We start from the raw sequence: 20,809 nt of genomic DNA, 5'->3' as shown, positions 1-20,809 counted from the left end.
GACGGTATTCACGGCGCTCACGCGCCCGCAGATGTTCGCCGGTGTGACCTATACCTGGTTCGTCGCCAACGGCATCGTCGCGGCTGAGGCGTTCCCGATCTCCAAGTCCTTCTGGGTGATCGGTGTCGCGCTGCTGGGACATCTGGTGGGTGCGGTGCTGTCCCTGCGCGAACCGCGCTTCCTTGACCTTTGGATCGTGCGCGTCAGCCGCTGTCCCCGCGTGAAGAACCATGCCCTGTGGCAATGCAATTCCTACCGTCCCTGACAAGTGACCCCAAGACTATCGCACGGGAAAAGGGGGCAGGCGATCACCTGCCCTATGCCCGCCATGTCGACGACGTAACGCTCGAGACGCGCGACGGTCTGCTGATGCAGACCGTGCGCCTCGGCGGGCTGCTGTTTGAGACCGCGGACACTGACGAACTCAACTACCGCGCGGACCTGCGCGATGCGGTGCTGCGGACAATCGGCAACTCGCAGTTCGCGATCTATCACCACGTGGTGCGGCGCAAGGCCGAAGCGAGCCTGGAGGCACGCTTCCCCGATGCCTTCTCGCGCGATCTCGACGAACGTTGGCGCGCGCGCCTGGCCTCACGCCAGATGTACGTGAACGAACTCTTCCTCACCATTGTGCGCCGCCCGATGCAGGGCCGTCTGGGCTGGGCGGACAGCCTGCGGGGCTGGGCGACGCGTTCCTCGGTTGACCGGCAGGCGGCGTTCGGCACGGAGAAGCGTGCACTCGATGCCGCCACAGAAGCGCTGGTGGCATCTTTGGGCACCTACGATCCGCGCGTGCTCTCGGTCTACGCGAGTGAGCACGGCCATCGCTCCGAGCCGCTCGAGTTCCTCTCCTATCTCTACAACGCCGATATGCGCCCCGTTGGCCTGCCGCATGGCGACCTCGGCCAGCACTTGCCGTTTCGCCGGGTGAGCTTCGGTCAGGAAGCCTTCGAACTGGCACCTGCCGGGCATCTCGGGCGCAAGTTCGGCGCCCTCATCTCGATCAAGGACTACCCGGGCCAGACGCTGCCCGGCATGTTCGACGAACTCTACCGCATGCCCTTCGAGATGACGGTAAGCCAGTCCTTCGCCTTCGTCGAACGTGGTGCTGCATTGGGCCGCATGAACCTCGCGCTGCGCCGCATGCGCTCGGCCGAGGACGAGGCCCTGTCGCTGCGCGACGAGCTTACGCGTGCCAAGGATGACGTGGCCGCAGGCCGCGCTTCGTTCGGCGAGCATCACATGACGATCGCCGTCCACGCCGAGAGCCTCGAAGTGCTCAATGCCGAAGTGGCCGAGATTACTGCCGTGCTCGCTGATCTCGGGATTGTCGGCGTGCGTGAGGATATTGCGCTCGAGCCCGCGTTCTGGGCGCAGTTTCCGGCCAACTTCAAATATATTGGCCGCCGGGCGCTGGTCTCGAGCCGCAACTTCGCAGGCCTTGCCAGCCTCCATAATTTCCCGGTCGGCCGCGCGCGTGGCAATCACTGGGGCGAGGCGGTCTCGTTGCTCGAGACGACAGCGGCAGGCCCCTATTTCTTCAACTTCCATCATCACGATCTCGGCAACTTCACCGTGATCGGCCCCTCGGGCTCGGGCAAGACCGTGGTGCTGAATTTCCTGCTTGCCCAGGCCCGTAAGTTTGCGCCGCGCATTGTCTTTTTCGACAAGGATCGCGGCGCCGAGCTCTTCATCCGGGCGATCGGCGGCCAGTACGACCGCCTGCGCGTAGGCAGTGCTTCAGGCCTCAATCCTCTGCAGCTTGAGGATACGCCGGCGAACCGCCAGTTCCTGATGGAATGGCTGGGTCTGCTCGCCGGCGGCTTCGATCCCGAAGAGGCCGAGATCGTTGCCGATGCACTCGATGCCAATTTCGACCAGATCCGGCCGCGCCGGCGTCTGCGCCATCTCGTCGAGCTGCTGCGCGGCCATGCCCGTCCCAAGGCGGGCGATCTCTATTCGCGCATGCGTCCCTGGTGGGGCGAAGGCGAACGCGCGTGGCTCTTCGACAACGAAGAGGACCTCACCGACCTGACGGCGGCAACTGTCGGCTTCGACATGACCGCGATCCTCGATGATCCGGCCGTCCGAACTCCAGCACTCCTCTACTTCTTCCACCGCGTCGAGGAGCGCCTCGACGGCACGCCGGCCATCGTTGTGGTCGATGAAGGCTGGAAGGCGCTCGACGACGAAGTCTTCGTGCGGCGCATCAAGGATTGGGAGAAGACGATCCGCAAGCGCAATGGGATCGTTGGTTTTGCGACCCAAAGCGCGCAGGATGCGCTCGAGAGCAAGATTGCCAGCGCCATCATCGAGCAGGCGGCCACGCAGATATTCATGATCAATCCCAAGGCGCGCCCCGAGGACTACATCGACGGCTTCGGTCTGACACCGCACGAGTACGAACTGGTGCGCAGCCTGCCCGACAACTCGCACTGCTTCCTGATCAAGCATGGCAAGGACAGCGTAGTCGCCCGGCTCAATCTCTCAGGCGAGAAGGATATCCTCACCATCCTCTCGGGCCGCGAGGCGACCGTGCGGCTCTTCGACGAACTGGTCGAGGAGACCGGTGCCGATCCCGAGGGCTGGATGGCTCCGCTGCTGGCGCGCGCCTGATGGCCTGTCCTGTCGTCCATACCGGGGAAGATTTCCTCGCCAATGCGCTGGCGCATATCGACTGCCAGGCGCAGGCGATCGGCAGCTATGGCTACGGCGCGCTCGCCAGTCCCGGCTCGCCGGTCACGATCGCGCTCACCAGCCTGCTGACGATCTTCATTGCCCTGTTCGGGATCCGCCTGCTGCTGGGCTACCCGATGGCAACACGCGATGTGGTCGGTGACGTGCTCAAGGTCGGCATCATGCTGACATTGGCAACCAGTTGGCCGGCCTGGCGCGTGGTCGGCTATGATCTTGTCATTCACGGTCCGGGTCAGATCGCGCAAGTGATCGGCGCAAGCGCCGGGCTTCCAGGCAGTGCCGGCGATCTCGCGGCGCGGCTGCAGAATGTCGACAAGGGCTTGGCAGCCTTCAACACCTACGGCAGCGGCCGCCTCGGTGTGGCCCAGGGCGACTGGTTCCAGCTTGGCTTTGCGCGCAGTGCCTATCTGGTGGGAACACTGGGACCGCTGGCGCTGGTGCGGCTGACGGCAGGTTTCCTGCTCGCGGTTGCCCCGCTGATGGCCGGGCTCCTGTTGTTCGGCATTACACGCGGCATCTTCGAAGGTTGGGCGCGGGCGCTGGTTACGACCTTCCTCGCCTCTATGCTGCTCAGCGTCATCTACGGGGTCGAGCTTGCCCTGCTCGAGCCATGGCTGCAGGACGCCTTGCAGCGGCGCGCGGCCGATGTGCAGACGCTCGATGCGCCCGTGGAGATCCTCGTTGCGGCGCTGAGCTTTGCGGTCGCTTCGCTCGCGGGCGTGTTCCTGATGGCACGGCTCGCCTTCCACAGCGGCTTCCACTTCACGGCGATCTTCCCCGAGGCAAGCGAGCGGGCGGAGGCACCGGCCGCGCAGCGGATTTCGATGACGACGGCGAGCGGCGAGGAACCGTCGCGCGCGGTCACCGTCGCCCAGGCAGTGACGGACAATCTGCGCCGCGAGGAGCGCATCGCGAATATCGCGCGCACCGAAGGCCGCTGGGCGGAGCGCAGCGGCAGCGGCACCGCGCCATCAACCCTTGCCGCGCAGGCCAGCGAGGTCGGCGGTGAGAATGCATTGGGCAATACCTGGCGCAGGCCCTCCCGGCGCCATTCCGGGGCCGCACGGCGCAGGGATCAAAACTGATGAACAAGATGAGCGATGACGACCTCAACCGTTACTACAGCCAGGCCGAATCCTGGTCTGTCGATCGGAGCAAGGCACTTGCCGCATCACGGCGCGTGGCCTGGATCATTGCCGGTGCCGCAACCGGTGTTGCCGTGCTCGAAGCCATTGCGCTTGCGAGCTTGCTACCGCTCAAGACGGTCGTTCCGTACACGCTGCTGGTCGATCGCCAGACCGGCAATGTCCAGGCGCTGAAGCCGCTTGAGCAGCAGTCGATCACACCAGACGATGCCTTGGTGCGCTCGTTCCTCGCGCAATACGTGACCGCGCGCGAGAGCTTCGAGATCAATTCGCTGAAGGACGACTACCGCAAGGTCGCGCTGTGGTCGGCCGACGAGGCACGCGATCGGTATCTTGCCTCGATGGCCGCGAGCAACCCCGAGAGCCCACTCGCCACCCTGCCGCGTCAGGCTCTGGTCGAGACCGAGGTGCGCAGCATCTCCTCGCTGGGGCCCGATACTGCGCTTGTGCGCTTCGTGACCAAACGCTCCGATCCCGGTGGACAGAAGCAGGACGTGCAGAACTGGGCGGTGGTCATGAAGTACCGCTTTTCCACCGCCTCGATGAGCGCGGCCGATCGCCTGCTCAATCCGCTCGGCTTCCAGGTCCTGCGCTATCGCCGCGATGCAGAGATCGTTCCGCAGGCGGTCGCCACGCAGGATGCCGCTGCGCCGGCCTCCTCGATGTCTCCGCAAGGTCCGTCGGCGCTGCCTCCCAACTCGATCCAGGGGACGATGCAGCCTCAGGCGCCCGGTGCAATCCGCGCACCGGCGCAGCCCACGATGAACCGTCTCGTCAGGTCGGGGGCGCAGCAATGAGGTCGCTTGCGCTGCTTCTCGTTCTTGCTGCTGGCGCCGCGAGCGCGCAGGAACTGCCCGCCATCGATCCGCGTATCGTCGCCTTGCCGGTGACCGGCACAGGCCTGCTGAGCTTGCGGACGGCGTCCGATGTGACGCAGACACTGATGTTCCGCCAGGGCGAGCAGATTGTCTCGGTCATCTTGAGTGATCCCACCGGCTTCAATGTCATGGTTTCGGGGGCGGGTGACAGTCTGGCACTGCGCGCCATGCGTCCCTCGGCTTTCGGTGTCATGAGCGTGCGCACCAACATGCGCAGCTACGAGTTCGAACTCACGGCCGGCACGCCGCAGTCGGTGCCGGCCGTGGTGCGCCTGGTGAACCCGCCGCCACCGAGCTTCCCTGTGCCGCCGGTCATGCAGGCGGGAGGCGGCAGCCAGCAATCCACGTATCGCCTCTCGGGCAACAAGACTTTACTGCCGACGTCGATCCGCGATGACGGCGCCAAGACTTACATCGAATGGAAAGGCGACCGCGCGATGCCGGCGACGTTTGCGCTGGGACCGACCGGCAACGAGCAGATGGTCGACGGTTACGTGCGCGGCGGCGTCTACACCATCGACCGGGTCTACGAGACGCTGATCTTCCGGATCGACAAGGAGCATGCCCGGGCAACGCGGGTTAGCGAGAGCAAGGCACGTGGCTGAGACATCCATCGAACCCGCCGCCGATCCGCAAGGCATCCGTCCGCTCGTCGCCAGAGCACCGGGCAGCACCGGCGTCTGGATTTTCGCGGCGATCCTCGCAGTTGCGGGCGGCGGTATCTTCTACGGCCTGCAGACGCGGCGCGTGGCCTTGCAGAATCCGTCACTGGTCCAGGCGCAGGCGGGCAGTGCCAGCACGATGATCAGTTCGCCGCCCGAACTGGCGATCCCGCCTGCGCCGGAGTACCAGCAGCCGCTGCAGAGCATGCAGGCTGCGCCAATGGGATATCCGCAGCAGCCGGTCGGCTATGCCGCAATCGGGCAGCCTGCCTATCAGCCGCAGCCGGTTCGAATGTACGCGCCTTCGCCTCCCGTACCGGCCATGCCGCAGCCCACGCCGGCATCGTACTTGCCGCAATCGATGCCGGCAGCACCCGGTTTTGCCTATCAGGCTCCGCAATCTGGTGGAACCGCTGCGCCTGACGGGCCCGCTTCCAAGGCATTTGACGGGCGCGCGCAGGCCCACCCGTTCGCTAATCCCGGCACCACGGTTCCGCAGGGCAGTGTGATCCAGGCAGTGATGGAAACCGCGCTCGATTCAACGCGCGCAGGTTTTTCTCGCGCGATCGTCTCGCGCGACGTCATGAGCTTCGATGGTACCCGTGTCCTTATTCCCAGAGGTAGCCATCTGTTCGGCAGCTATCAGGCCGACATCAGTCTCGGACAGAAGCGCGCGCTGATCCAATGGAACCGGCTCATCCGGCCCGACGGCATGACGATCGACCTGGATTCGCCGTCTGCCGATCCGCTCGGCCGCGCCGGGGTGAAGGGCAACGTCAATACGCACTTCCTGCAGCGCTTCAGCGGGGCGATCCTGCAATCCGCGCTCGATATTGGCGTGAACGCCGCAAGCAAAAAGGTGGCGGGGAACACCGTGATCGTGGGGCTCTCGGGTTCCAACACCCAGGCAACTACCATCCAGAATCCTGCCGACATCAAGCCGACGCTCAAGATCCCGCAAGGCGCGAGCGTTTCCGTCTTCGTGGCGCGTGATCTGGATTTCACGTCGGTGGAGCACTGAATCGTGCCAGAAGCCGAGTTCGCGCGCGAGGTCTATCTCGAGAGCTATCTCGCGCCGTTGGCGCCGTTCCTGTCACAATCCGACGTAACCGACATTTACGTCAATCGGCCTGGTGAAGTCTGGGTCGAGGCGCTGGGCAAGGTGCCCGAGCGGTTCGACGTGCCGGAACTGACAGGCCGGGTTCTCGCGCGACTGGCGCGGCAGATCGCGGCTATGAATGCGCAAGGGATTAGCCGCGAACATCCGTTGCTGTCAGGCGCATTGCCCGATGGCTCGCGCGTGCAGGTGGTGTTGCCGCCGGCCACGCGGGGCGAGATTGCGCTCGCGATCCGGCGTCATGTCTCGGCGGGGCTGAGCCTGCAGGACTACCATGACACAGGCGCCTTTGCGCAGACCCGGATGGACGCGGCAACACCCAGGCCGCTTGCTGCCGTAACAACAGACGATGATGATCTTCTCGAAGTACTTCGTCATGCCGTCCGGGAGCGGCGAAACATCCTGATTTCAGGCGGCACTTCGACTGGCAAAACGACCTTCCTCAATGCCCTCCTGCAGGAGGTACCGCAGCACGAGCGGTTGATCCTGATCGAGGATACGGCGGAACTGCAGATTGCGCATCAGAACTCCGTCGGGCTCCTCGCTGCGCGTGGCGCGCTCGGCGAGGCCGATGTTTCGGCCGAAGACCTGTTGATAGCCTCGCTGCGCATGCGGCCCGATCGCATCATACTAGGCGAAATGCGGGGGCGTGAGGCGATGACCTTCTTGCGGGCCGTGAATACGGGGCATCCCGGCTCGATGAGCACCATCCATGCCGATACGCCCGAGCGGGCGATCGATCAATTGGCGCTGCTGATCCTGCAATCCGGTGCCAACATGGAGTGGGAGGATGTCGTGCGCTATGTGGTGCGATCGGTCGATCTGATCGTTCAGCTTACGCGTGAGAACGGGGTGAGGATGGTTTCTCGGATTTGGGCTCCTAACGGGAGCTGATCGTGTAGCTGTAACCTAAGTCCGTTGGAGCGGAATGTCTGCCACTCATGGTTGCCAATCCAAAAGGAGGCATTCTGGATTCGGCCAGACCCTGCCAACATCGGACGCATTAACGAGAGGCTGGCTTTGGGGAAGACGCTCGGAGTCGGGAGCGTCCACTCGGTCGGCGGCAATTGACAGCGGCACCCTGAGGTCGGAACGTCCGCTATCCCATTATCGCGGCTCCGAAGTGGACTGAGCACAAGGTCCCAGGGGCGAGCTTTCGGATTCGCAACAGCGGGACCTCCACTGTCGTGGGACTGATCGGGTTTAGGCAGGGAGCAGTAGAGGGCACGACTTCCACCGCCGCGCATACTGGGGCGCACGACTGAATTCGGCGGCGCACTGGTTTTGGAGTTGCGCGCGACCGGCAATGACACAGGAACACCCAGTAGATCGCAAGCCGCAGGGGCTTGCCAACCGATCTCATTCGGGCGAGAATCCAGTTGATGCGTAAGGATATAGATCATCTCCCGGAAGTTCAGCGGGCGGAGCTCGAACGGGCAAAGCAGATCCTGATGGCCGAATTCGAAGTTGCGATTTCGCGGGCGACACAGCCTTGGAAGAAGAATGGCCGGATCCTCAAGATCATTCTTTTCGGGAGCTATGCCCGAAGTGACTGGGTAGATCGGCCGCTCAATGGCTACCAGTCCGATTTCGACTTGCTGATCATCGTAAGCCACCCCAAGCTCACAGATATCGCCGAATATTGGCACGTTGCGGACGACAAGATGGCTAGAGATCCGGCGATCGAACGCCAGGTCAATTTCATTGTCCACACGATGGACGACGTAAATCAAAGCCTCAACCGCGGCGAATATTTCTGGGTGGACATCGCCCGGGACGGCATCGCTCTCTATGAGCTCCCTGGCAGTACGTTTGTTATGCCAAAGCCCCTCACGCCTACTGACGCATACGAAATGGCATCAGCCTATTTCACATCGTGGATGGGGAAGGTGAACGATGCGATCGAAATCGCAGAGTTCTGCGTTGCAAAGAACAAGCTGAACGATGCAGCCTTTCTGCTCCATCAGGCGACTGAGCGAGCTTATATTTCCTTTCTCCTCGTTCGCACCCACTATTTCCCGCGATCGCACAACATCAAGTTTCTGCGGTCGTTGGCCGAGGGAAAGGACTCTCGTTTGATAGACGCGTGGCCGCGCGAAGCAAAGATTGACCGGCGGCGCTTCGAACTGCTTAAGCGCGCCTACGTCGAAGCTCGGTATTCCACGAACTATGAAATCAGCGTCGAAGATCTTGAGGCGATAACGGCACGGGTTCACGCCCTCCGAGACCTCGTTGGGCTTGTATGCCAAGAACGACTCGCGTATCTGAGCGAAAACGCGCGTCACGATATTGGTGGCAATTCACGCGGAGCGTGATCCGCAATATCCTGCAATATCCAATAAACGCCAATTAGCGCCGTTTAGTTTTTTCCCTTCATCATGGATTCTTCTCCCGCTCGGATCGCATTGGACGACCGGGCTGGAGAAGCCCTGTGACGCCCACCAAAATCCTCGCCGGTCAGATTCTCGTTGTCTTTGCGATCATGTTCGCGGGGCTTTGGGCTTCGACGCAGTGGGCGGCCGCAATGTTGGCCTACCAGCCTGAGCTTGGTGCGGCGTCGTTTCATGTGGTTGGAGTGCCGTGCTATCGGCCTTGGGCACTGTTTGGTTGGTGGTACCACTTCGATGCCTACGCGCCCCAGGTTTTCGACAAGGCGGGCATGCTCGCCGGCGCTAGCGGCTTCCTGGGCTGCGGATCGGCAGTAGCAGGTTCGCTGTGGCGGGCTCGCCAGAAGGGCAGGGTCACCACATATGGGTCCGCACGCTGGGCCAGCCACAGCGAAGTGGTCCGCGCCGGGCTGCTAGGTGACGCCGGCCTTATGCTGGGCAAACTCGGCTGCGAGTACCTTCGCCATAACGGCCCAGAGCATGTCCTGGCCTTCGCGCCGACCCGCTCCGGGAAGGGTGTCGGCCTGGTGGTGCCAACCCTGCTCGCTTGGACCGGCTCTGCCGTCATCCACGACATCAAGGGCGAGAACTGGACGCTGACCGCCGGATGGCGCGCGCGGTTTTCGCACTGCTTGCTGTTCAACCCCACCGATGCCGCATCGGCCCACTACAATCCGCTGCTCGAAGTGCGCCGCGGTGCCAATGAGGTGCGCGATGTCCAGAACATTGCCGATATCCTCGTTGATCCCGAAGGCGCGTTGGAACGCCGCAACCATTGGGAAAAGACCAGCCACTCGCTGCTGGTCGGCGCGATCCTCCACATTCTCTATGCCGAGGATCAAAAGACGCTCGCCCGAGTCGCCACGTTCCTCTCCGACCCTCAGCGCTCGTTCGCCGCCACGCTGCGCGCCATGCTCACCACCAACCACCTTGGCAGCGACGAAGCCCCGCGTGTTCATCCGGTAGTCGCTTCAGCCGCGCGGGAGCTTCTCAACAAGAGCGAGAATGAGCGCTCCGGCGTACTCTCAACCGCCCTGTCGTTCCTCGGGCTCTACCGCGACCCTACAATCGCGGAGGTCACTTCGCGCTGCGATTGGCGGATTGCCGATCTCGTCGATGCCGAGCAGCCGTGCTCGCTCTACCTCGTCATTCCGCCGTCGGATATCAGCCGCACCAAGCCGCTTATCCGCTTGGTCCTGAACCAGATCGGACGGCGCCTGACCGAGGCATTGGACGGGGTCGGGGTCGCTGGCCGCAAGCATCAGCTCCTGATGATGCTCGACGAGTTTCCGGCACTCGGCCGCCTGGACTTCTTCGAAACCAGCCTCGCATTCATGGCTGGCTATGGGATCCGGGCATTTCTCATCGCCCAGAGCCTCAATCAGATCGAGAAGGCGTACGGCGAGCACAATTCAATTCTCGACAACTGCCACGTCCGCGTTGCCTTTGCGGCGAACGATGAGCGGACCGCCAAGCGCATTTCCGATGCCCTCGGGACTGCGACCGAGCAGCGCGCCATGCGCAACTATGCCGGTCACCGCCTCGCGCCTTGGCTCGCTCACGTCATGGTCAGCCGACAGGAAACCGCGCGTCCGCTTCTGACCCCCGGCGAGGTCATGCAACTCTCGCCAGACGAAGAACTCGTCCTGCTGTCCGGGATGGCGCCAGTCCGCGCCCGCAAGCTGCGCTATTTTCGTGATCGTAATTTTGCCGACCGGCGGCTTCCGGCTCCGACCGTTGCCTGCGGCCCTTATGCAGATCGCCCGGCATCGCGCTCTAATGATTGGAAAGACACCGTACGGGCGCAGGACGCAAGACTAGCCGAGCTGATCGCGCAGGCAGACGCTGACGACGAAAGCGGCCCTCAGCAGCAACGTCATCCGGGTGCAAATGGTGGCCCACCGATCGCACGCGACGAGCCCGAAGTCACGGAGCCGCAGCTTGCGAACGACGACGATGGCAACCCCGTCGCGGACAAGCGGGCGATGGAACAGGTGCAGGCGCTGACGCCTGTCGCGCGCGGTTTCGCCTTCGATGACAGCCAGCACACCCGCGACCTCGGACTGTGAGACAGCCCATGAAACTTCGCCAGAACCTCTACCTCGACCGCGACGTCACCGTGGCGCTAGACCGCCTGGCCGCCGGCACGCGCGGCAACAAGAGCCGCCTCGTCAACGATGCGCTAAAGGCATGGATCGCGCGCCAAGGCTCGAATGAGATCGAGGACCTGCTGCGTCTGCGCTTCGATCGCCTCGCGCGGGAGATCACCGCGAGCCGGCGCGATATCGATGTCGTGCTGGAAAGCCTGGCACTCTTCATCCGCTACCAGCTTTCGGTGACAGCACCGCTGCCTGACGCTGACTCGGCCGCCCGCGCGGTTGGCCGCGAGCGCTTCGAGGCGTTCGTTGCCCAGGTCGGGCGTCAGATCGCAACCGGCAAGCGGACGCTTCCCGAGCGCAAGTCGGGAGAGGGCGCATGACGGGTACACCCGACGCCATTTCGGCCGAGCGCCGCCGCGCCATGCTGCGGACCGCCATGGGCCCGGCCATTCGCGCCGCGCTCGAAGACCCGCGCATCATCGAGATCATGGTAAACCCGGACGGAGCCCTGCGCGTCGATGTGCTGGGGGAAGGGCGGGTCGATACCGACGTCCGGTTCGAGCCGGCCCAGGTCGAACGCATTGTGCGGCTGGTGGCATCGCATATCCGCGCTGAAGTCCATGCCGACGCCCCGATCGTCTCAGCCGAACTCCCGGCCCATGGGGCCGGTGCGGGCGAGCGCTTCGAGGGCCTGCTGCCACCGGTTGCCATGGCGCCGTGCTTTTCGATCCGGAAGCCTGCAGCGCGGATCCACACGCTTGCCGACTATGTGCGCGATGGGATCATGACAATAGATCAGGCGGGCTTCCTGTCCCGGGCGGTCGTCGCACGCGCTAACATCCTGGTCGCGGGCGGTACGAGCTCCGGCAAGACCACGCTCGCAAACGCGTTGCTCGCGGAAATGGCCAGCCTCGATGAGCGCGTTATCCTCATCGAGGATACACGCGAGTTGCAATCGCCGGCTGCCGATACCGTCGCGCTGCGCACCAGAGCGGGCAGGGTGTCGATGAGCGACCTCGTTCGCTCGACGCTGCGACTGCGGCCCGATCGGATCATCGTCGGTGAGGTGCGCGGGCCGGAGGCCCTCGACATGCTGAAGGCCTGGAACACCGGCCATCCCGGCGGCATCGCCACTGTTCACGCCAACAATGCGCGAGCCGCGCTCTATCGGATCGACGGACTGGTGCAGGAAGCGGTCACCACCGTTCCGCGCCGGCTGATCGCCGAGGCCATCGACATGATCGTCTTCATCGCAGGTCGCGGTGCTTGCCGCCGCATCGAGACGATCGCCCGCGTCGCCGGGCTGGATGAACGCGGCGAGTACCGCGTCATCGACGCCTTTCGAACGCCCAACACCCCAATCGACCATCAACCTGAAGGAGAATGCTGATGCGTGTCTTCCATATCGCTGGCCGGAAACTGAACGGCCTCGTCGTCTTCGCTTTCGCTTCGGTCCTGGCATCTCCCGTGCTGGCCAGCGGTTCAGGCATGCCTTGGGAAGATCCGCTCGAGAAGGTGCTGGAATCCGTCCAAGGACCGGTCGCCAAGATCGTGGCGGTGCTTATCATCATCACCACCGGGCTGGCACTGGCGTTTGGCGAGACCGCCGGCGGCTTTCGCAAGCTGATCCAGATCGTCTTCGGGCTCTCGATTGCCTTTGCTGCCTCCTCCTTCTTCCTCTCGTTCTTCAGCTTCGGCGGAGGGGCGCTGGTCTCGTGAGCCATATCGAGGGCTTCGAGACACCGATCCACGCGAGCCTCGTCCAGCCCATCCTGATGGGCGGGGCTCCGCGCGGGATCGCGATCGTCAACGGGACGCTCGCCGCCGCGCTCGGGCTCGGCCTCCAGCAGTGGCCGGTCGGGATCGCGCTCTGGGCGATCGGGCACAGCTTCGCGGTCTTCGCGGCCCGGCGTGACCCCGAGTTCGCGAACGTCCTCATCCGCCACCTCCGGCAAAAAGGATACCTGGCATGCTGAACCTTGCCGAATATCGCTCCCACTTCGACCGGCTTGCCGATCACTTGCCCTGGGCCGCGCTGGTCGCACGCGGTGTGGTGCTCAACAAGGACGGAAGCTTCCAGCGCAGCTTCGCCTTTCGCGGCCCCGACCTCGAAAGCTCGACCGAAGCGGAACTGGTCGGCGCCTGCGCCCGAACCAACAATGTCCTGCGCCGGCTCGGGTCGGGCTGGGCGATATTCTTCGAGGCCCATCGCCGCGAGATTTCAAGCTATCCGCAAAGCCAGTTTCCCGATGCGACATCCTGGCTGATCGACGAAGAACGGCGCGCCGCATTCGAGGCCGAGGGCCATCATTTTGAGAGCGTGTTCACCGGTACGCTGCTCTGGCTGCCGCCTGGGGATTCGAGCGATGCTGCCGGTCGTTCGCTGATCGAGCGGCCGGAGCCCGAAAGCAGCGAGTCTGGAGGGCGCGATTGGCGCTCCGCGCTTGCCGGGTTCATCGCCGAGACCGACCGTGTCCTCGATCTCTTCGCCGGCTTCATGCCCGAAGTTCACGGGCTGTCGAGCGCCGAGACCCTCTCCTACCTCCACGACACGGTTTCGGACCGGCCCGTCCATCTCGCCGTTCCAGAGACGCCGGTCTACCTTGACGCCATTCTCGCCGACACACCGTTCATCGGCGGACTGGAGCCGAAACTGGGACGCCATTACGTCCGCACGCTGACCTTGCCGGGCTTTCCCAATGTGAGCCGGCCCGGCCTGCTCGATGCGCTCAATCATCAAGGCTTCGGTTATCGCTGGATGACCCGCTTCATCGCCATGGACCGGGCGGACGCCACCAAGGTCCTGACAAAGCTGCGGCGTCAGTGGTTCAATAAGCGCAAGTCGATAACTGCGCTGCTACGGGAAGTCTTGTATAACCAGCCGACGCAGCTGGTGGACAGCGACGCCGACAACAAGGTGGTCGATGCCGATACCGCGCTGCAGGCGCTTGGCGGCGATCACGTCTCGTTCGGCTACCTCACCGCGACCATCACCGTCGCCGACGAAGACCGCGCCCGCGTCGAGGAAAAGGTCCGCGCGGTTGAATGCGTGGTCAATGGGCTTGGTTTCACCTGCATCCGCGAAGGCGTGAACGCGGTCGAAGCCTGGCTCTCCTCATTGCCGGGGCAGGTCTACGCCAATGTCCGGCAGCCGCTGGTCCATTCGCTGAACCTCGCGCACCTGATGCCGCTTTCCGCGGTCTGGGCCGGGCAGGAGAGCAACAGGCATCTCGCGGGCCCGCCGCTATTCCATGCCCAGACGCAGGGATCGACCCCGTTCCGCTTTTCCACACACGTCGGCGACGTCGGACACATGCTTGTCGTGGGTCCGACCGGTGCCGGCAAATCGGTGCTGCTGTCGCTGATCGCCTGCCAGTTCCGCCGTTATCCGGGATCACGGGTCATTGTCTTCGACATGGGTCTTTCGGCGCGCGCTGCGGTCCTGGCCATGGACGGAACTCATAATGCTCTGGGGCAGGGCACCGATGCGCTGGACGGGCTGAGTTTCCAGCCACTCAAAGCCATCGACGATCCGGTCGAGCGCAGTTGGGCCGCCGACTGGATCCTCGATCTTCTGACTCACGAATTGCTCGTCACCTCTCCGGAAATGCGTGACCATGTCTGGTCTGCGCTCACCAGCCTCGCCGGCGCTCCGAAAAGCGAGCGGACGCTCACCGGGCTCTCCTTGCTGCTCCAGTCGAACGAGCTGCGCATGGCTCTGGCGCCTTATACGCTCGAGGGCACGTTTGGCGGACTGCTGGATGCCGCCGAGGAGCGCCTCGCGGACGCCGACGTCCAGTGCTTCGAAACCGAGGCGCTAATGGGACGGAAAGGACTGGTCGCCCCGGTCCTGACCTATCTCTTCCACCGCATCGAGCAGCGCTTCGATGGCCGCCCCACTCTGCTGGTGCTAGATGAGGCCTGGAGCCTGCTTGACGATCCGATTTTCGCTGCGCGCATCCGCGAGTGGCTGAAGACGCTGCGAAAGAAGAACGTCTCCGTCCTGTTTGCGACGCAGAGCCTCGCCGACGTGGCGCAGAGCTCGATTGCGCCGGCGATCATCGAAAGCTGTCCGCAGCGGATATTCCTGCCGAACGACCGCGCGATCGAGCCGCAGTCCCGCGATGCCTACGACGCCTTCGGTCTCAACGACCGCCAGATCGAGATCATCGCACGGGCCACGCCCAAGCATCACTACTATCTCCAGTCAGCGCGTGGAAACCGCCTGTTCGAGCTGGGGCTGGGACCCGTTGCGCTGGCACTTTGCGGCTCCTCCGGCCCGGCCGCGCAGCAGCGGATAGACCGCATCATCGCCGAGCACGGCGCCGAGAACTTCCTGTCCCACTTTCTCGCCGGGTCGGACGCCGCGTGGGCATCCGACCTTGCCGCCTCGTTTCGGGCGCCCGGCACCTTCTGATCCCGCTTCAGCAAAGGAGAAGACCGATGATTGTGAAACAGCGTACCCGTTCCTCGCTCGCCGCCGCCGGGAGCATGGCGCTGGTGGCCCTTGGCGCCACGTTCGCCGCCGTCGCGCTCCCGTCAAGGCCTGTGCACGCGTTGATCGTCTATGATCCGACCAACTACAGCCAGAACCTGCTGACGGCCGCCCGTACGCTCCAGCAGGTCAACAACCAGATCAAGTCGCTGCAAAACGAGGCGCAGAGCCTGCTCAATCAGGGCAAGAATCTAACGACGATCGGTTTTCCCGAACTTCAGGCGCTGACGCAGACGCTCCAGCAGATCGATGTGCTGATGGGACAGGCGCAGGGGATCCAGTTCCAGGTCTCCACGCTGAACCAGCAGTTCCGCCAGCTCTACCCAACCAGCAACGGCTCGCTCTCGCTCAGCAGCCAGGTATCTGCTGCCCGCGCGCGCCTCGATACCGAAATGACGGCCTACCAGCACACGATGACCGTGCAGGCGCAAGTCGTCGAGAATATCCAGAGTGATGCCTCCGCGCTCTCGGCTATGGTGGAGCGCAGCCAGAACGCCGAAGGCGCACTTCAAGCAAGCCAGGCGACCAACCAGCTTTTGGCGCTGACTGCCAAGCAGCAGTTCCAGATCCAGCAGCTCCTCGCCGCGCAATATCGCGCCGACACGCTTGAGCGCGCAAACCGCGCGCAGGCGACCAGCGCCGCGCAAGCCGCGACCGCAAAATTCCTCGGCACCGGGACGGCCTACACGCCGAACTGACCATCCGGACTGGCCGCGGCCAGTTCCGTTTCCATCATAGTTTGCGGTGACGGTCCGCCTCTCCCGTCACCGCCTCGCGGGACGCGGTTTTTTCGCGCCCCTGGCCGCGTCCCGCGACACCCATTGTTTCCAATCCCCTCGGCATTCGGATGGAAAGTGCAGCGCCATGAACGACCTCAATGTCATCGACCGCTTCATGACCAGCTTCATCGCCTACATCGACAGTGGCTTCGGTCTGCTGGGCGGCGATGTCCACTTCCTGACGGCGACCTTGATCGGCATCGACATGACGCTCGCGGGGCTGTTCTGGACGATGGGCGGAGAGGACAACATCCTCGGGCGCTTCATCCGCAAGATCCTCTACGTCGGCGCGTTCGCTTTCATCATCGGCAATTTCTCGGCGCTTGGCGACATCGTCTTCCGCTCGCTGGCGCAGGCCGGGCTCACGGCAGGGGGCGGCACGCTGACGGCGGCTGACTTGCTGAAGCCGGGGCGGCTGGCTGGCACGGGCTTTTCTGCCGCATGGCCGCTTGTCGAGTACGCGTCCAAATTGATGAGCGTCACTGGCCTGCTCAACAACTTCCTTTTGATCGTCGTCCTTTTGCTGGCGTGGCTGCTGGTGATCCTCGCCTTCTTCATCCTCGCGGTGCAGATATTCGTCACCATCCTCGAGTTCAAGCTCACCAGCCTTGCCGGTTTCATCCTGGTGCCGTTCGCGCTGTGGAACCGCACCGCATTCCTTGCCGAGCGGGTACTCGGCAACGTCGTCAGCACAGGCATCAAGGTCATGGTGCTCGCCGTCATCGTGGGCATCGGCTCGAACTTCTTCGACGAATTCACCACGGCCTTACAGGGCCAAGAGCCCGATATCGCACAGACCTTGAGCCTTGTGCTCGCCAGCCTCGCGCTGTTCGGACTCGGGATATTCGGTCCTTCCATCGCCTCAGGTCTTGTCGCCGGTGCGCCCCAACTGGGTGCTGGCGCTGCGCTTGGCACCGGGGTCGGTGCGGCCGGCATCATCGCCATGGGCGCCGGCGGCGTCGCCGGTGCGGCCAAGCTTGCGGGCGGCACCGCGCTCGGCGCGGTGCGCGCCGGCACCAGTATGGGCGCCGCCGCCTCTACGTCGTGGAGCATGGGTCAATCCGCCGCCGGCTCGCAAAGCGTCGGTGCTGGCCTCAGCGGCATGGCCAAAGCCGCTGGCGGTGCAGCCCGACAGAAGGCCAGTCAGGCCTTCGGGATTGGCGAAGCCGCCGAACGCGGTCGCTCGGCTGCGAGGGCTGCCTTCGAAGGCTCGGAAGGTGCCGGCAGCGCGTCTGAGACCACAGCCAATCCCGCGAACAATTCTGCTCCGGGCTGGGCGCGCGATCTCCGCCGCCAGCAGGACACCCGCCATCACCGACAGATCGCGCTCTCCACCCTGAAGGACGGTGAGCGCGGCGGTGCCGCCGCCAACCCCGACATCAAGGAAAAGGAGGACTGATCGATGATCTTCAAGCGCGCTGTCCAGCGTTACGGACGAACACCGCAGCCCGAAACGCCCTTCCAGCGGGCGGGCCAGGTCTGGGATGAGCGCATCGGCTCCGCCCGCGTCCAGGCACGCAACTGGCGGCTGATGGCTTTCGGGACCTTAGGTATGGCCGGAATGATGGGCTCGGCGCTGGTCTGGCAATCGCTTCAGAGCCGTGTGGTGCCCTATGTCGTCGAGGTCGATCAGCTTGGCGAGGCGAGGGCGGTGAACGAGGCCGATGTTGCCATCACGCCCACCGATCCGCAGATCGCCTGGCATCTGGCCCGCTTTATCGAGTGCGTGCGCGGCGTGTCGCTCGATCCGGTGCTGATGCGCCGCGACTGGCTCTCCGCCTACGATTTTGCCAGCCAGCGCGGGGCGCGTTTCCTCGATGGCTATGCGCGCGAGGCCGACCCGTTCGCCAACCTCGGGCAGCGCAGTGTCTCAGTGCAGGTGACCAGCGTCGTGCGCGCGTCGGACCAGTCGTTCCAGGTGAAGTGGATCGAGACGTCCTATGAGCGCGGCGCGAAGGCCGGAACCAGCCACTGGACCGCAATCCTGACGATACTGACCCGCCCGCCGCGCAGCGCCGACATCCTGCGACGCAATCCGCTCGGGATCTATGTCGACGCGATTGACTGGAGCCGGGAACTTGAACCCGCCGCGTCAACCCAACTTCCGCCTGAACCCGCAGCTCAGTCAGCATCGGAGATCCAGCCATGAATGTGCATTCCCACAGGCTCGCCATCATCGCGGGCGTCCTCGCGCTACCTGTGTTGGGCCATCCCGCCCTCGCGGCCCCGGCGCCCAGCTCCCGCGCGGCCGTCGTCGACCGGGCTAATCGCGCGGCGACGATCGAGCCTCAGGCCAGCGGGTTTGTCCAGGCCATCCAGCTTCAAGCGTATTCCGAGGGGGCGATCTACCACGTTTTGACCGCGCCCGACCGGGTGACCGATATCGCGCTTCAGGCGGGCGAGGGGCTCGTTGCGGTCGCCAGCGGCGATACCGCGCGCTGGGTGATCGGCGATACGACAAGCGGGCAGGGCGACAGCAAGCGCACCCATATCCTCGTCAAACCCTACTCGCCGGGGCTTTCAACCAACCTTGTCATCACGACCGACCGGCGCAGCTACCATCTGGCGCTCTCCAGCAGCGGCGGCGCGGCAATATCGGCGTTGTCCTGGACCTATCCGGCTGATGAGCTCGTCGCGATCAAGCGGGCAGCGGCCGCAGCGGAAACGGCAAAGCCAATTGCCGCCGGTCTCAGCGCCGAAAACCTCAACTTCAACTACGAGATATCCGGCGACAAGCCGACCTGGCGGCCGCTCCGCGCCTTCGATGATGGCCGGCAGACGTTCATCCAGTTGCCGCCAAGCATTGTGCTCGATGAGGCGCCCCCGCTGTTCCTTGTCGATGAGAAAGGGACGGCACAGCTGGTCAACTACCGACTGTCGGGCCGCTTCTATGTTGTCGACCGCATCTTCACGGCCGCCGAATTGCGGCTGGGGACGAAGAACCAGCAGGTGGTGCGCATCCAGCGCGTGGCCGAGGGTGCGGTTCAGGAGAGGGCGCGATGAGCGAAGAACCCGTAAGCGCCGTCAATCAGCGGCAGCCAATTGGAGACCGGCAAATGGTGGGCTCCGCTGACAATGTGGAGAGCGCGCCGGCCGCTGGAGTGCGCCCGCCGGCCAAGGTCGATCCGGAGTCGCTGGCGCTCCGATCGAAACCGCCAAGGGCCATCCGCTTCAAGCGGGAAGTCATCATCGGGATGACAGGAACACTCGCGCTCATCGTGGCGGGAACCGCCTGGTACGCCCTCGGGCCGATCAGGCTTCACCTTGCCGGCAACGGCGACAGCGAGGCCAGTGCCGCAAAGATCTCAACCGACGCGATCAATGCGCTGCCCGAAAGCTATGACAAAGTGCCCAAGCTCGGGCCGCCGCTACCGGGTGACCTCGGGCGGGCCATCGTCGAGAGACAGGGCGCAACGATCAAGCCGATCTCGACGGCCTTGCCAGGATCGCAAGCGACGAGGCAGCAGTCGGTGCCGGATCGCATGGAGGAAGAAAGGAGGTCGGCACGGCAGTCCGGTCTGTTATTCGGTAGCGCCAAGGCCGCGGCGATGTCTGCTGCTGCGGAACCTGCTGCGCTTCAGGCCGAAAAGCCTGCAAGCGGCGCCGAAGGAAAGCTCGCGATCGACTTCAACGGCGATCCGAACGCCCAGCAGCGTAAGGCCGATTTTGTGTCTGCCAAGGATAATGCCGGCGATGTTGAGCCGCATGCGCTAACCTCGGCGGCGTCGGCGAACATGCTTTCTGCCGGCAGCGTGATTGCCGGGAGCCTCATTACCGGGCTGCGTGCGGATCTTCCCGGTCTCGTGATCGCGCAGGTCACCGAGCAAGTCTTCGATAGCGCGACGGGGAGGACCTTGCTCATTCCGCAGGGCGCCAGGCTGATCGGTAGTTATGATAGCCTTGTTGCCTTCGGACAGAAGCGGGCGCTCATCGTCTGGCAGCGGATCGTCATGCCCGATGGCAGTTCGATCCGCCTCGACAACGTGCCGGCGGCCGACATGTCAGGGTATGCTGGCCTGGAGGATAAGGTCGATGCCCATACCTGGCAGGTCATCAAAGGAGCGGCGATTTCGACGTTGCTAGGGGTCGGTTCAGAGCTGACCTTCACCGGTGAAAGTGATTTGGCTCAGGCCATTCGGCAATCGACGCAGCAGAGCGTTTCGCGGGCAGGCGATCAGCTCGTTTCCCGCAGTCTGCAAATTCAGCCGACGATCACGATACGACCCGGGGCGCAGGTTCGCCTTGTGGTTCATCGCGATCTTGTCCTTGAACCGTGGTCGAAGGGAAATCAGCAATGACCAGCGTCAGACTGCCCAAGCTGCCCGACCGAACGCCACTAAAGGTTGCAATTCACCTCATGCCGGATCTTTCCCGGAGGCTGGAAGACTATGTCGCAGCCTACGAGGCAACCTACGGCCAGAAGGTGACAGTGGCAGAACTCATCCCAGCAATGCTGGATGGATACATCAACAACGATCGGGCCTTCGCTAGGCGGAAGAAATGATGATGCCTGCTCATTCCGCGCAAATTTCCGACAGAATGGATAAATT

Annotated in this window: 20 protein-coding genes; all 20 read left to right on the top strand. The window is 63.9% G+C overall.

Annotated elements, in window-relative coordinates:
* Nucleotides 1-265 (top strand): VirB3 family type IV secretion system protein (locus EDF56_RS22925; protein ID WP_132391944.1); only part of this gene is annotated, 265 nt, incomplete at its 5' end.
* A complete protein-coding gene (locus EDF56_RS22920; protein WP_132391980.1) occupies nt 244-2,616 on the top strand; it encodes a VirB4 family type IV secretion/conjugal transfer ATPase in 2,373 nt (790 codons plus the stop codon). The genes EDF56_RS22925 and EDF56_RS22920, both read left to right, overlap by 22 nt.
* Nucleotides 2,616-3,782 carry a type IV secretion system protein gene (locus tag EDF56_RS22915; protein ID WP_132391942.1) on the top strand — a complete coding sequence of 389 codons (1,167 nt, stop codon included), beginning with the start codon at nt 2,616-2,618 and terminating at the stop codon, nt 3,780-3,782. Before EDF56_RS22920 ends, EDF56_RS22915 begins: the two co-directional genes overlap by 1 nt.
* On the top strand, nt 3,782-4,639 hold the full coding sequence (locus EDF56_RS22910; protein WP_132391940.1) for a VirB8/TrbF family protein: 858 nt from the start codon (nt 3,782-3,784) through the stop codon (nt 4,637-4,639). The genes EDF56_RS22915 and EDF56_RS22910 overlap by 1 nt, the downstream gene beginning before the upstream one ends.
* Nucleotides 4,636-5,325 (top strand): TrbG/VirB9 family P-type conjugative transfer protein, encoded by a 690-nt coding sequence (locus tag EDF56_RS22905; RefSeq protein ID WP_132391938.1) that lies wholly within the window; start codon nt 4,636-4,638, stop codon nt 5,323-5,325. The genes EDF56_RS22910 and EDF56_RS22905 overlap by 4 nt, the downstream gene beginning before the upstream one ends.
* The gene (locus EDF56_RS26500) at nt 5,318-6,403 is read left to right on the top strand and encodes a TrbI/VirB10 family protein (RefSeq protein ID WP_243652798.1); all 1,086 of its coding nucleotides are present in this window, start codon (nt 5,318-5,320) and stop codon (nt 6,401-6,403) included. The genes EDF56_RS22905 and EDF56_RS26500 overlap by 8 nt, the downstream gene beginning before the upstream one ends.
* A gap of 3 nt (nt 6,404-6,406) precedes the next feature.
* Nucleotides 6,407-7,393, top strand: a complete 987-nt coding sequence (gene virB11 / locus EDF56_RS26495; RefSeq protein ID WP_132391936.1) for a P-type DNA transfer ATPase VirB11 — start codon at nt 6,407-6,409, stop codon at nt 7,391-7,393.
* A gap of 488 nt (nt 7,394-7,881) precedes the next feature.
* The gene (locus EDF56_RS22890; RefSeq protein WP_132391934.1) at nt 7,882-8,814 is read left to right on the top strand and encodes a HEPN domain-containing protein; all 933 of its coding nucleotides are present in this window, start codon (nt 7,882-7,884) and stop codon (nt 8,812-8,814) included.
* 116 nt (nt 8,815-8,930) lie between these two features.
* On the top strand, nt 8,931-10,955 hold the full coding sequence (locus EDF56_RS22885) for a conjugal transfer protein TraG (protein ID WP_132391932.1): 2,025 nt from the start codon (nt 8,931-8,933) through the stop codon (nt 10,953-10,955).
* Between the two features lie 8 nt (nt 10,956-10,963).
* Nucleotides 10,964-11,365 (top strand): CopG family transcriptional regulator, encoded by a 402-nt coding sequence (locus EDF56_RS22880; RefSeq protein ID WP_132391930.1) that lies wholly within the window; start codon nt 10,964-10,966, stop codon nt 11,363-11,365.
* Nucleotides 11,362-12,375, top strand: coding sequence for a P-type conjugative transfer ATPase TrbB (gene trbB / locus EDF56_RS22875; protein ID WP_132391928.1), 1,014 nt, complete (start codon nt 11,362-11,364; stop codon nt 12,373-12,375). Before EDF56_RS22880 ends, trbB begins: the two co-directional genes overlap by 4 nt.
* Complete coding sequence (locus EDF56_RS22870; protein ID WP_132391926.1) at nt 12,375-12,704, top strand: TrbC/VirB2 family protein; 330 nt, start codon at nt 12,375-12,377, stop codon at nt 12,702-12,704. Before trbB ends, EDF56_RS22870 begins: the two co-directional genes overlap by 1 nt.
* On the top strand, nt 12,701-12,961 hold the full coding sequence (locus tag EDF56_RS22865; RefSeq protein WP_132391924.1) for a VirB3 family type IV secretion system protein: 261 nt from the start codon (nt 12,701-12,703) through the stop codon (nt 12,959-12,961). Before EDF56_RS22870 ends, EDF56_RS22865 begins: the two co-directional genes overlap by 4 nt.
* On the top strand, nt 12,955-15,402 hold the full coding sequence (trbE, locus tag EDF56_RS22860) for a conjugal transfer protein TrbE (protein WP_132391922.1): 2,448 nt from the start codon (nt 12,955-12,957) through the stop codon (nt 15,400-15,402). The genes EDF56_RS22865 and trbE overlap by 7 nt, the downstream gene beginning before the upstream one ends.
* Nucleotides 15,403-15,428: 26 nt before the next feature.
* Complete coding sequence (gene trbJ / locus EDF56_RS22855; RefSeq protein ID WP_132391920.1) at nt 15,429-16,178, top strand: P-type conjugative transfer protein TrbJ; 750 nt, start codon at nt 15,429-15,431, stop codon at nt 16,176-16,178.
* A 166-nt stretch (nt 16,179-16,344) separates the two neighbouring features.
* Nucleotides 16,345-17,658, top strand: a complete 1,314-nt coding sequence (trbL, locus tag EDF56_RS22850) for a P-type conjugative transfer protein TrbL (protein WP_132391918.1) — start codon at nt 16,345-16,347, stop codon at nt 17,656-17,658.
* Nucleotides 17,659-17,661: 3 nt separating this feature from the next.
* Nucleotides 17,662-18,408: a conjugal transfer protein TrbF gene (gene trbF, locus EDF56_RS22845; protein ID WP_132391916.1), complete on the top strand. Its 747-nt coding sequence runs from the start codon at nt 17,662-17,664 to the stop codon at nt 18,406-18,408.
* Nucleotides 18,405-19,262: a P-type conjugative transfer protein TrbG gene (trbG, locus tag EDF56_RS22840; protein WP_132391914.1), complete on the top strand. Its 858-nt coding sequence runs from the start codon at nt 18,405-18,407 to the stop codon at nt 19,260-19,262. The genes trbF and trbG overlap by 4 nt, the downstream gene beginning before the upstream one ends.
* Nucleotides 19,259-20,557: a TrbI/VirB10 family protein gene (locus EDF56_RS22835; protein WP_243652797.1), complete on the top strand. Its 1,299-nt coding sequence runs from the start codon at nt 19,259-19,261 to the stop codon at nt 20,555-20,557. The genes trbG and EDF56_RS22835 overlap by 4 nt, the downstream gene beginning before the upstream one ends.
* A complete protein-coding gene (locus tag EDF56_RS22830; RefSeq protein ID WP_132391912.1) occupies nt 20,554-20,763 on the top strand; it encodes a DUF2274 domain-containing protein in 210 nt (69 codons plus the stop codon). Before EDF56_RS22835 ends, EDF56_RS22830 begins: the two co-directional genes overlap by 4 nt.
* Nucleotides 20,764-20,809: the final 46 nt, after the last annotated feature.

This window comes from Novosphingobium sp. PhB165 (assembly GCF_004341845.1).
Taxonomy (GTDB): Bacteria; Pseudomonadota; Alphaproteobacteria; order Sphingomonadales; family Sphingomonadaceae; genus Novosphingobium.
Note: the sequence above shows the minus strand (reverse complement) of the source record. Positions and strands in the feature narration are given on the sequence as shown.